General features: G+C 45.6%; 13 protein-coding genes. All 13 read right to left on the bottom strand.

From position 1 onward, the window contains the following. Positions 1–166: 166 nt before the first annotated feature. Complete coding sequence (gene recA, locus AZ66_RS20830) at positions 167–1,225, bottom strand: recombinase RecA (protein WP_044356591.1); 1,059 nt, start codon at positions 1,223–1,225, stop codon at positions 167–169. Between the two features lie 260 nt (positions 1,226–1,485). Continuing rightward, positions 1,486–2,754 carry a competence/damage-inducible protein A gene (locus tag AZ66_RS20825; protein ID WP_028531181.1) on the bottom strand — a complete coding sequence of 423 codons (1,269 nt, stop codon included), beginning with the start codon at positions 2,752–2,754 and terminating at the stop codon, positions 1,486–1,488. Between the two features lie 113 nt (positions 2,755–2,867). Then, positions 2,868–3,461: a CDP-diacylglycerol--glycerol-3-phosphate 3-phosphatidyltransferase gene (pgsA, locus tag AZ66_RS20820; protein ID WP_044356589.1), complete on the bottom strand. Its 594-nt coding sequence runs from the start codon at positions 3,459–3,461 to the stop codon at positions 2,868–2,870. After that, positions 3,458–4,786, bottom strand: a complete 1,329-nt coding sequence (gene rimO, locus AZ66_RS20815) for a 30S ribosomal protein S12 methylthiotransferase RimO (RefSeq protein ID WP_021262408.1) — start codon at positions 4,784–4,786, stop codon at positions 3,458–3,460. Before rimO ends, pgsA begins: the two co-directional genes overlap by 4 nt. Before the next feature lie 157 nt (positions 4,787–4,943). Continuing rightward, positions 4,944–5,435, bottom strand: a complete 492-nt coding sequence (locus AZ66_RS20810) for a YajQ family cyclic di-GMP-binding protein (RefSeq protein WP_028531182.1) — start codon at positions 5,433–5,435, stop codon at positions 4,944–4,946. Between the two features lie 126 nt (positions 5,436–5,561). After that, complete coding sequence (locus AZ66_RS32035; protein WP_021256485.1) at positions 5,562–5,726, bottom strand: hypothetical protein; 165 nt, start codon at positions 5,724–5,726, stop codon at positions 5,562–5,564. 134 nt (positions 5,727–5,860) lie between these two features. Further along, a complete protein-coding gene (locus AZ66_RS20805; RefSeq protein ID WP_021262410.1) occupies positions 5,861–6,826 on the bottom strand; it encodes a helix-turn-helix domain-containing protein in 966 nt (321 codons plus the stop codon). A gap of 50 nt (positions 6,827–6,876) precedes the next feature. Next, the gene (locus AZ66_RS20800; RefSeq protein WP_044356588.1) at positions 6,877–7,641 is read right to left on the bottom strand and encodes a DUF3388 domain-containing protein; all 765 of its coding nucleotides are present in this window, start codon (positions 7,639–7,641) and stop codon (positions 6,877–6,879) included. Between the two features lie 241 nt (positions 7,642–7,882). After that, positions 7,883–8,137 carry a DUF3243 domain-containing protein gene (locus AZ66_RS20795; RefSeq protein ID WP_021256488.1) on the bottom strand — a complete coding sequence of 85 codons (255 nt, stop codon included), beginning with the start codon at positions 8,135–8,137 and terminating at the stop codon, positions 7,883–7,885. 94 nt (positions 8,138–8,231) lie between these two features. Then, entirely contained in the window at positions 8,232–8,978 is a 747-nt protein-coding gene (gene ymfI, locus AZ66_RS20790; RefSeq protein WP_044356587.1) for an elongation factor P 5-aminopentanone reductase, read from the bottom strand. Between the two features lie 79 nt (positions 8,979–9,057). Then, positions 9,058–10,338, bottom strand: coding sequence for an EF-P 5-aminopentanol modification-associated protein YfmH (gene yfmH / locus AZ66_RS20785; protein ID WP_021262413.1), 1,281 nt, complete (start codon positions 10,336–10,338; stop codon positions 9,058–9,060). A 3-nt stretch (positions 10,339–10,341) separates the two neighbouring features. Beyond that, entirely contained in the window at positions 10,342–11,622 is a 1,281-nt protein-coding gene (gene yfmF, locus AZ66_RS20780) for an EF-P 5-aminopentanol modification-associated protein YfmF (protein WP_194483587.1), read from the bottom strand. A 244-nt stretch (positions 11,623–11,866) separates the two neighbouring features. Beyond that, positions 11,867–12,619, bottom strand: a complete 753-nt coding sequence (sleB, locus tag AZ66_RS20775) for a spore cortex-lytic enzyme (protein WP_021262415.1) — start codon at positions 12,617–12,619, stop codon at positions 11,867–11,869. Positions 12,620–12,709 lie beyond the last annotated feature (90 nt).

The following is a 12,709-nucleotide window of genomic DNA, read 5'->3' as shown; positions in this document are numbered from 1 at the left end:
CGATGCCGCCCCATCGAAATGAATCTTATAGCGGCCTGCCTGCCTCTCGATTCGCTCCACACGAGTAATCGTTACGATCCGTTCGCTTTCCTTCAAACGACTCTCCTCCATACAAATACATAGAAGCACCTTCGCTTAACGCGAAGGTGCTTGAGCTAACAACAAATTATTCGTCGTCACCTAATTCCAATTCAATTGCATCATCGTCATCTTCACTAACACCCTTATCAGGGATTGTTGTGGTCAGATTGCTGGCTGCACGAATTTGATTTTCAATTGTAAGGGCAATCTCCGAATGTTCCTTCAAGAATTGCTTCGCATTCTCGCGGCCTTGACCCAGACGCTCACCTTCGAAGGAGTACCATGCACCGCTCTTCTGCACGATATCCATCTCTGTACCAATATCGACGATGCTTCCCTCACGAGAAATACCTTCACCATACATAATATCGATGTCCGCCTGCTTGAATGGAGGCGCAACCTTATTCTTAACAACCTTAATCCGAGTGCGGTTACCAATCATGTCTGTACCTTGCTTAATGGTCTCAACACGACGCACATCAAGACGAACACTGGAATAGAACTTCAAGGCACGGCCACCTGGAGTCGTCTCTGGGTTACCGAACATAACGCCAACCTTCTCGCGAAGCTGGTTGATGAAGATCGCAATCGTCTTCGACTTGCTGATTGCACCAGACAATTTACGCAAAGCTTGCGACATTAGACGTGCCTGCAAGCCGACATGGGAATCACCCATCTCGCCTTCAATCTCCGCTTTCGGCACAAGTGCAGCAACAGAGTCAATAACGATAATGTCTACTGCACCACTTCGTACCAATGCTTCCGCGATTTCAAGCGCCTGCTCCCCTGTGTCCGGTTGGGATAACAGGAGCTCATCGATATTAACGCCAAGCTTGTTCGCATATGCTGGATCCAATGCGTGCTCCGCATCAATAAATGCAGCTTGTCCACCTGTCTTCTGTACTTCTGCGATCGCATGAAGTGCAACCGTTGTCTTACCGGAAGATTCCGGTCCATATACTTCAATAATACGACCTCTCGGCAAACCACCGATTCCTAGAGCTATATCTAATGCAAGCGATCCACTTGGCACAATCTCCACTTGCATGTGATTGGATTCGCCAAGTTTCATGATCGAACCTTTACCGAATTGTTTCTCAATTTGACGCAAAGCCATTTCTAACGCAGCGCGACGATCTGACACAAACTCACTTCCTTCACTGATTCGTTTGATATATACATCATAACGTGTTTTATTCGGTTTGCCAAGCATTTTTTCGAACATACATTCGTTTTTTACGAACGTTTATTACTCTTATTTCCATATTATCCATTCACCACCTAGTCCTCGTATCGAGTAAACCAACAAAAAAAACCGCAACAAAGTGTAAATACACTTCGTTACGGTTCTTCCGTATCTTATGATTCGATTGTATCCTACACCACTACATTTGTCAACATTTGTTAATGGATATGTACAGTTCGATCCTGCAGCCTTCTCCACAATCGATACATAATAGCATATACAGTACGGCGGCGGATTCCTTCTCGATCTCCGTTCAAGCGAAGCTCTTCCACTACGATTTCCTTGCCCTTCTCCGCAATTGCAATATAAACGAGTCCTACAGGCTTCCGCTCGGAGTGAGCTGGTCCTGCTACGCCTGTTATGGCAACAGTGAAGTCTGTATCTGCAATATCACGCATCCCTTCAGCCATTGCCTTGGCTGTTGGCTCGCTGACCGCACCAGGCGCATTTTCACCCTCGAGCAGTTCATGAGGCACGCCTAGAATGCGCTCTTTCATCTCATTCGAATAGGTTACCGCCCCGCCGGCAAACACTTGAGAGCTTCCCGGAACAGCTGTGATCATGTCTGCAAACATCCCGCCCGTGCAGCTCTCAGCTGCGGACAAGGTCATGCCAAGCAGCGATAACTGCTCCACCAACACCTCTGGTAAAGATACATCCTTGGCAGCATACAAATGCATCCCCAGTCGGTTGTGAATTTCCTGTTCAACCTGATCAAGCTTCACATCTGCCTCGTGCTGATCTGTTCCTTTAACGGCTAAGCGAACGAGAACCTCGCCTTCCTTAGCATAGGTGGCAATCGTTGTGTCCGTCTGCTGTTCAATGAGATCAAGAAGAGTATTTTCCAATCCAGATTCACCTATGCCTGCGAACTTCAACATCCGTGTATATAAGGAAGACTGATCAATGAGTTGCTGGCTCTTCAACCAAGGAATCGCCTCATTATCGAGCATCGGCTTCATTTCACGAGGTGGTCCAGGAAGCAGTACATATGTAGTACCATCATGCCGCAGGGCATTTCCTACAGCAAGCCCAGTCGAGTTCTTCAGTACATCAGCACCGTCTATCACATTCGCCTGACGCTTATTGCTTTCGACCATATGTATGCCGCGCCCCGCAAACATCTCTGTCATTTTGACCATTGCGGGCTCATCATAGGTCATCTTGCGGCCCAACATCTCCGCGAGCACATCCTTCGTCAGATCATCCATCGTCGGTCCTAGACCACCCGTGAAGATAAGCAGATCGGAACGCTTGCATGCCGTTTCAATACATTGTCGAATCCGCACTGCATTATCCCCAACAACCGTATGATAGAACACATCTACACCAACCACTGCCAGTCGCTGCGAAATATATTGCGCATTCGTATTGACGATTTGTCCCAGCAGCAGTTCTGTCCCAACTGCAATGATCTCTGCTTTCATGCCAACCACCATCCCTATAAGCGTTATCAAGCATTTTACAAGTCTATACATGCGAATAGGTGCCTCTTCCTGCCCGGAGAGCCGGAACTATGGAAAAAGCACCTATTGACCTATCAGCTTCCGTTATCAATCCGAAAGGTGAAGCACATTTTTATTTTTACAAAGTAGTCAATTCCCGAGTATACGGTAATTAACGCTGCGACCCAAGTCGACAAGATGTCAAACCGGAAATGAATGAACGCAAATGGGAAATTGTTCAGCAGCATCGCTGCAATCGCCGTAATTTGGGTTGCTGTTTTCCATTTCCCCCACTTGCTTGCAGCAACAACAGTTCCTTCGAGCAAGGCAACTTGCCTTAGGCCAGTAACCGCAAATTCACGGCTAATAATAACAACCGCAATCCACGCATCACATTTTTGCATCTCAACTAGTGAGATAAGTACCGCTGCTACGAGCAGCTTGTCTGCAAGTGGATCAAGCAGCTTGCCTAAATTTGTAACCATTTTGCGTTTACGGGCGATATAACCATCCAATCCATCGGTACTTGCAGCAATAATGAAGATCAAGGCCGCAATAATCTGGTTGTAAGTAATCGAGAAACCCTCTAGTTCAATCGCAGGCAAATAATCAAAGTTCACCAATAGGAAGAACATCATTATTGGCACAAGAAAAATACGGACTAACGTTATCTTGTTCGCCAGATTCACGCGAGACCCTCCCCGGCTAAGTCAAATTCAAGCGCATGAGTAATTCTTACCTTGGCAATTTCCCCAATACTCAATGGCTGGCCGGAAATAAATACTTCCCCGTCAATTTCAGGGGCGTCGAATTGCGAGCGGCCGATGAACACATCATTGCGGCCATCGTAACGCTCAACAAGGACTTCCAATATATCACCAATACGCTTTTCACTTACTTCTTTTGATACTTGGCGTTGAATTTCCATAAGGGTATTCGCACGCCATTCCTTAACATCATCAGGCACATGGTCTGGCAGCCTCGTTGCAGGCGTGTCCTCTTCGGAAGAATAGGTAAAAACGCCAAGCCGATCGAACTTCATCTCCCTGATGAAGTCGCATAGTCTGTCAAAGTCTTCGTCCGTTTCTCCAGGGAACCCTACGATAATAGACGTACGCAGCGCTACACCAGGGATTCGTTCACGGATTTTGTTCACCAGCTCTCGTGAATCACGCTGGCGACCAGGACGTCTCATGCGCTTCAAAATGCTATCTTCGCTATGCTGCAATGGCATGTCGATATACTTGCAAATCTTCGGATTGCTCGCAATCGCATCCATAAGCTCCTCAGTAAAAAATCCAGGGTATGCATAGTGCAGACGAACCCATTCCACACCCGGAATTTCGCTTACTTTATTCATTAACTCCGGCAGCTTGAAACCGTCGTATAAATCTACACCATAATTCGTGGAATCTTGGGCAATTAGGCTAATCTCCTTGACCCCTTGTCCTGCAAGCTGAGCTACCTCAGCAAGAATCGATTCCATTGTACGGCTGCGGAACTTACCTCTCATGATTGGTATACTGCAAAATGTGCAGTTATTGTCGCAGCCTTCGGCTATTTTGACATATGCCGTATAGCGCGGAGTCGCCACTTTGCGTGGAAGGATGCGATCATAATCGAATACGGGATTGCCTACACGAATTGGCCTGCTTCCTTGCAGGGCTTCATCAACAATATCATTGATTTTGTCAAAATCACCGGTACCAACGATACCGTCAATCTCCGGCATTTCATCAAGCAGCTGCTCCTTGTATCGCTGCGTTAAGCATCCAGATACAATAAGTGCCTTCAAGTCAGCAGTTTCCTTCAAATCTGCTAGTCTTAAGATCGTATTAACCGATTCTTCCTTAGCAGCATCAATGAATCCACATGTGTTGACGATGATTACCGTTGCTTCTTCTTCGTTTTCCACCAGTTCATATCCACGCTCATAAATTAAGCCGGACATAATCTCGGAATCAACCAAGTTTTTGTCGCAGCCCAACGTTACGATTTTAATCTTTTCTGTCATTTTACATCCCCCATAAGGCAGACTCCTATTGGAGTATTTTCACATCCGTATGTCTATGTACCTCATCAAGTATAATACAGGCATGACTTTGGAGTCAAAAAAACAAAAAGAGCCCAGCATCCTTCCCTCTTGCAGCTTAGTGATGATGGGCTGTCGTTTACCGATAATTCGTAAACTGTAGATCTAGTGGCAGATTTGCACCTCGTAACAGCGTCATAACAGCTTGCAAATCATTTTTACTTTTTCCAGTAACCCGAATCTGATCACCTTGGATCTGACTCTTTACTTTTAGCTTAGAATCACGGATCATAATGTTAATTTTCTTCGATACATCCTGATCGATTCCTTGTTTGCATTTCGCTCGCTGCCGCACCGCAGCAGAAGCTGCAGGTTCAATTTTGCCGAACTCCATATTTTTAATGGCTACGCCGCGCTTGGCCATTTTGGACTGCAAAATATCAATGACATTTTTCAGTTTGTACTCGTCATCCGAGACAATTATCACTTCATCCTTCTCAAGTGTAATTTTACTTTTGCTCCCCTTGAAATCGTATCGAGATTCGATCTCCTTCATTGCTTGTGTAATCGCGTTATTCATTTCCTGTAGATCCAACTTGGATACAATATCAAATGAACTGTCCGCCATCATTAGCTCCCCCTTCACAATACTGCTGTCAAATCAAACCCTTTGTATGTTCATAGTTATGTATATACACAAAGGCATTCTTACACAGACCTAAGCCTGCAAAAGAATGCCTCTGTAGCATGCGATTGTCTAAAAACGGACACGTGCTGGCGCTCGGAACATATCAATAATACCCAGCAAAATATGAGCCAGTCCGAAGCCTAACACACCGTACCCCCAAACACTTGGCGTCAAGTAATACCCTAACAAGCTGACCACAATACCTGCTCCGGTAACGATCCAACTGGTTGCCATCGCTCGACACCTCACTTTATTTTATTGGAGAATAACTATGATCGCCGCAGCTATTATTGTCTCCTCTCACAAAGTGAATATGTCATGTATCATGATGCAATTCACACCAAGTACCTAAGGGAAAGGCCGCTAGCTTAACGTGAGCCTTGGTTCGCATTGTTCGTTGAGGCTTGACCTTGCTTCTCCGTTTGCAGCTTCTGAGCTTCCTCATAAGATACCCACTGCAGACGAATATTTTTGGAGCCTTCGTTATCGGATTTCGTCAATGCTTCGCCAGCAACTGTTACTTCAATTGCTTTGGCGTAGCCTGCGCGAATGAACATGCCTTGTTCGGTCATATCGAACGTAACGGTCTGATCCTTCTCCAATGTTGCATAATGAAGCTTCTTCCCGCTGCTGTTCTTCTCATGAACAGCCAGCCAGCTTCTGTCTCCTGCCGCTTTAATTTCAACCTTCACTGGCGTGTTTGCTGGAGCCGATACGTTGTACACATCCTCAGAACGCTTGGAGGATTCCAACACGATGATTGGCTTCTGCTCCTGTTTCGGAGGTTCAGGCGTAGTAGGCTTAACCGGCTGCTGAACCGCTCCACCGGCATTGTTTTGTCCTGCTTTGTCGCCATTCGCCGCTCCATTTGAGCCTGTAGATGGATTTTGTGTCTCTGTAATATTCGTATCATCAGAAGTGTTATCCGTTGTGCTCGGATTCACTTTCATCACGACGAAGAAATATACTATGACACCAATAAGAATGATGAATGCCCATAGAAGCAGTGTCGATGCCCAGCGTCCGAATCGATCAGACGGCGCTTGTACACTACGTTTCTTCGTACGCATTAGCGGTTCAATTGTTGGCTCTGGTTCCGGCGTTGGGATGTCGTTGCGGTAATACTGCAATACTTCATCAGGATTCAAGCCTACCGTCTCTGCATACGTCTTCACGAAAGCACGTACATAGAACGAACCCGGCAGAACCTTATAGTCCCCTTCTTCAATCGCTTCCAAGTAACGTTTACGTATCTTCGTTGCTTCTTGCACATCATCCAGAGAGAGATTTTTCTCTACTCTTGCTTTTTTCAATAATTGCCCTAATTCTGACACAACTTCACCTCCTGTCCTTAATCCAAGCTGCACTTGCGTACTGCTTTATGTTAAATTTCATTATAATTTATCGTAAACGATTCATACGTAATTTCCTCATCCGGGTTATTGCGCAATTCAATAATATAATCGAAGAAATCATAACTATAGCCGGTTTCTTGAACAAATATGTCTGGATGCTCTATAACCTTCGTGGATGGCATGTTGATAATTTCAGCTAGCAATACAGCATGCTTCTCATTTGAACGAATCGTGCTGACAATGCCATCGATAATAAAAATATTGTTAGGATTCAATTCTTCATCCGACATTTGACTGCGTACGGTCTGCCTGAGCAGCGTCGAAGATACAAACGTCCAGCGCTTCATCGCACACACACTTCCAGCAATGATGGACTCTGTCTTGCCAACCCGCGGCATTCCTCGAAGTCCGATCACCTGATGCCCATCACGCTTGAATATTTCACCCAGAAAATCAACCAGCAGTCCAAGCTCATCCCTTGTAAAGCGGAATGTCTTCCGATCATCAGAATCGCGTTCAATATATCTGCCATGGCGTACAGCCAGAATATCAACCAACTTAGGCTGCCGTAGTGCGGACACTGTAATATTTTCAACCTTTTTCAGCATCTGCCCCATGATTTCGATCTTCTCATCATCATCCGTTTGCAGAAGCATTCCTCTTGTCTTGTCTTCCACACCATTAATCGTCAAGATATTCACTTCTAGCATACCAAGCAGCGAAGCAATGTCTCCAAGAAGACCAGGTCGGTTCTTATGTATCTTATATTCCATATACCACTGTTTGTACTCCATGACACACCTCATCCACGGTTATCCGCCGTTTTCCATTCTACAATACATGGGACACAAATTCCACCGGAGTATAGCTAAAAAACGAGAAAAAACGCAATACTTTCTTATTTTCTCCGATTAAGTACCATTATAGCAGGTTTTGAGCATGTATTCATGTCGTTTGCGCGTGGTTATGGGTATGAAAAGAAAGAAAGTTCGTACCAGAACTTCCTTTCTTTTGATATATGGACAAAATGACGAATTACCCGTTTTGATCAGCCAATTTTACCATCAAACGAGCAATCGTTTGCCGCTCTTCATCAGAGCCTACATTCCATAACTCCCTCAATGCACTTTCTTCTGCATTTTTAGGATCAACCTTTTCTTCCAGAAATGATCCGATCTCAAAAGCAAGCTTGGAAATCGTTTCTTCAGACATGCCTAGCCCTTTTGCTTGCTTGACACGCTCACCAAGAAACTTTTTCCACGAGTCGAAGTTTTCAAGTACTGATGACATGAGAACGCCCTCCTTGTGGCCTAGTGTGAATTCATCAGTCGTAATATGTGCCTCTGCCGCCGGAATTATACGTTCTGTCTGCAAACAGTTCCGCTTACATCTGCCAGCCACCGTTTGGACTAATAATCTGTCCTGTAATATACCCGGATTCCGGCAATGCCAAATAGTAAATAAGGGAGGCAATTTCTTCAGGGGTTCCAAGCCGTCCTAACGGAATATCTTCTTGCAATGCCATTCGCTCTTCTTTATCCAGATGCTTCACCATATCGGTGTCCACTACCCCTGGAGCTACTGCATTTACGGTTACACCAGAAGGAGCCAGCTCTTTGGCCAATGCTTTCGTAAACGCATTAACCCCGCCTTTGGCCATTGAATACATGACTTCACAAGATGCTCCAGTGATTCCCCAAATTGAAGATACGTTGATGATTCGACCGTACTTCTGCGTAATCATGTGAGGAGCGAACCGCTGGGTGCACATAAACATCCCCTTCAGATTGATATCCATGCAGTCCGTCCATTCTTGTTCTGTCACATCTGTGAACAATCCGTAATAGGCAACCCCAGCATTGTTAACCAAGATGTCGGGTGTAAACCCCAGTTCATCAAGCTTGTCCTTCATTCGATCTAGCTGTTCCATATCTCTTAGATCAGCTGAAATCGTCATTACTTGTGCCCCGTGATTGATGCATTTACGGGCTACCTCATTTGCTGCTTCATGTGAATGCAAATAATGAATAACAATTTTCATGCCGACTTGGGCGAAGCGCTCCGCAATCGCAGCTCCAATTCCACGGCTTGCTCCGGTAATAAGAACAGAAGTATCTGACAATGCTTTCATACATGTTCTCCCCCTATGGACAAGTATTCTCTTTAGATAAAAAAGAAGGCGCACCTATTGATAGGCACGCCTTCGTATGTTACGGTTGTTCGACAATAGATACTGCCAGCCGATTCCAATCAAAATGATCTTTCAACCGTTGATGAACTTGTTCTAACGTTAGCGTCTCGTATACCGAAAGTATATCAAATAAATCGGTATCACGGAACTTATACTTCGTAAATTCATTGGCAATTGCTTCAGGTGAATTAAGCATGCGCAAGTATGAGCCAATCGATTTGTTGCGAATACGCTCAAATGCAGCCTGTTCAAAGCCCGACGCCTTGCGTTCATCAATTAGCTCCTGCACCCGCTTTACTAGACCATCAGGGTCTTTTGATTCACCGCCGATAATGGAGAATGCATAGTCCGGACTGCAGGTATATTCGCTGCCAAATGAATCCGTCGTCAAACCCTCCTCATACAGGGTCTGATACAACGGCGAACTACTGCCCATCATCAAGTCCAGCATGAGGCGGGTTGTCACTTCGTATTCCAAAAGCGCTTTGCCCTCTAACCCCGGACGTGGCTCCTTGCAGCCGAATAGACAACGCGGCAGAGAAACGGGCAGCTTCGACACACGTCTTGCTTCCTTAACCTCAACAGGCTCCTCTTCAAAGATCCGGCGGATGTCGCCCTGTGGCTCGAATGATTTGGCTGCTTGATTGCTCCGCACAAGTTCGAAGATGCTCTTCGGATCAACACCGCCTACAACGAACAGCAGCATATTGGAAGGATGATAGAAGGTATGGTAGCACGTATAGAGCGTCTCCTTCGTAATGGTTCCAATCGATTCGATTGTGCCTGCTATGTCGATATGTACAGGATGGATGTGGTACATTGCCTCAATGAGGCCGAAGTACACTCGCCACGCTGCATTGTCGCGATACATGTTAATCTCTTGGCCGATAATGCCCTTTTCTTTTTCCACATTTTCGTCTGTAAAATACGGTCTTTGTACGAAATCAATCAATGTCTGCAGGCTCTCTTCAATGTGTGAAGTGGAAGAGAACAAATAGACTGTACGATCAAATGAAGTGAAGGCATTCGCAGATGCCCCCTGTTCAGCGAACTTCGCGAATATATCCCCTTCTGGCTCTTCGAACATTTTATGCTCTAAGAAATGGGCAATCCCATCGGGAACTTGAACCTCTTCTTGTCCTTCTACTTGAAAGTGATTGTCGATGGAGCCATATTTTGTAGAGAAGGTTGCGTATGTTTTCTGGAATCCCGCTTTTGGCAGAACATACACATCCAGACCATTGTCCATCCGCTCATAATATATGGTTTCTTGCAAATTGGAGTATTGACGTTGTTCCATCGATTAGGCCTCCTCCTTATTGCGCAAGAAATAAATGGTATCCAAGTAGAAGGTCTGCGCGACTTCCTGAATATGTGCAGCTTCAATATGCTCTACCTCATCAATGAGCTGGGATGTTGTGCGCTCTCTTCCGGATAACACTCGATTGAAATCAAAGCCAATCATCTCAAACGAAGAATCATCAATCTCCCGCAATTGATTCGCAATCATGGCCTTCGTCTGGCCGATTTCAAGCGATTGCAGCTGCCCAGCCTTCATCGCATCCAACTGCTCGATAATAATTTGACGGGCTTTGTCGAAGTTCTCGAACTCAATACCTGACTGAATGGTACAAATACCCTTGTGGCCTTCAAAGCGAGAAGCTGCATAGTATGCAAGGCTGTTTTTCTCCCGCACATTTATAAACAACTTTGAATGCGGGTAACTACCTAATATGCCATTGTACATAAGCACGGCAGGATAAGCATCGTCCGCATACGTAATCGTGGATCTAAGCCCCATATTCAACTTGCCCTGGCTAACCTCCAAACGTTCAATGACGGTGTTCGGTTCACCAATACGTGGTACTGGAATAGAACGTGCATATGGTGTCTCCACGTTTCGATCGATACGGAACGCATCCTCGACACAGCGTTCTACTTCTTCATAGGACGTATCTCCAACAACATAGACGTCAATCGCCGCATGCTCAAGCAGCCAGCGGTACTTATCGGTTAAAGTCGCCGCATCAATTCCATCCAGATCGTCTCGATTACCAAGCGCATGCAGTCGATACGGTTCGTTCTTACACATTTCTTCCACACATCGTTCTGCTGCGTATCGAATTTTATCGTTGACAATAGATTCAATCCGCTGACGCACTGTCTGCTTCTCTTCTTCTACATACTTATTGCGCAATGTTCCATTGTCCATAACTGGTGCTGTAATGGCTTCACCTAAAAACTGAAATGCTTGGGCAAGCAAAGACTCAGATGAACTTACAAATGCATCATTAATAACGTCCATGCGGAACTGGATAATTTGATAATCTGCTCGCTTGAACACATCGAAGCCGAAGCCTGCTCCATACAGCTCATCCAGTCGCTCGCGGAACCGAATCGTCTTTGGATAAGAAGCCGTCCCTCTCCGTAATACAAAAGGCGTAAGTGCCGTACTCGTTACGGTATCCTCTTGAAGAGGAATGCCCACATAAACAGAGATGGCGAACGTTTTGAAGCGCTTTGTCGGCATAACATGAACACGCATGCCTTTAACCTTTCCCCGTTCAAATGTCGGTTTGCTCACCATATCTAACCCCATTTCTTCCGTGATTGTCACGGTGAATTGCAACCTTGTTGCATGTTATATTCAGTGATAATCCAATGTATACCTTCTCGCTTCCGTACACATATGATCAATCGTTCAATATCCCTAACATACCGAAATGGAAACAAAGAAGCAAATGGACTGAACGCCATTGCTTCTTCATCCCGCTTCTGTATGTAGCATCCCGTACCGTCTCATCTCAACCGTCGCTTCGGTCACTTGATTACATACAGAAGATATGTTTGCCGATCGTTTTGACTTGAGGTCGAGTCCAAATCCACTTCGAAGTTGCCGTCTCAGGGTTAAAATAGTACAGACAGCCACCGGAAGGATCCCAGCCATTAATGGCGTCCTTCACCGCTCGTTTGGCATTCTCGTTCGGTTCAAGCCAAATCTGTCCATCCGCTACTGCAGTAAATGCACCTGGTTGGAAAATCACGCCATATGCTGTCTTTGGAAAGCTTGGCGACTTCACACGGTTCAATATTACCGCGGCTACAGCCACTTGTCCCTCATAAGGCTCACCGCGCGCTTCCCCATACACGGCATTGGCCATAAATTTCAAATCATTCTCCGACAAACCTAAATTGTTGGAGCCGCTAATATTATTAGTCGAACCGGAAGGCTTGCTCGGTGCAGCTCCTTCCGATGTCTCAGGCTTCCAATTTTTTGTCGCCTTCACTAGTTTTTCTTTCGTCTTGGCACCAACGATTCCGTCAGACTTCATGCCGAACTTCCATTGGAACCATGTCACAGCATTCTTCGTCGCAGGGCCAAAGATTCCATCTGTCTTGCCATCATAGTAACCAAGGAATTTCAATCGACCTTGTAACTCCTTCACATCCTGGCCTTGGGAACCTTGCTGCAGTGTTGCATTGCTAAATGTGGCTTCCGTCTTGCCCATATGCTTGTACTGGAATGCTCCAATTAGCATGAATACGATACATATCGTGATCCAAATCATCCGTTTTCTCATGCCTAACGTCTACCTCTCTCTTGTGAATTTAACAGGATTGGCAACTTTATTATGAGATAACGGATAGAGATCTATGCACTTACAGCCAAC

Source organism: Paenibacillus sp. E194, assembly GCF_000935845.1.
In the GTDB taxonomy this organism is placed as follows: Bacteria; Bacillota; Bacilli; order Paenibacillales; family Paenibacillaceae; genus Paenibacillus_B; species Paenibacillus_B alvei_B.
The sequence above is the reverse complement of the archived record's forward strand: the minus strand, read 5'-3'. Positions and strand labels throughout refer to the sequence as shown.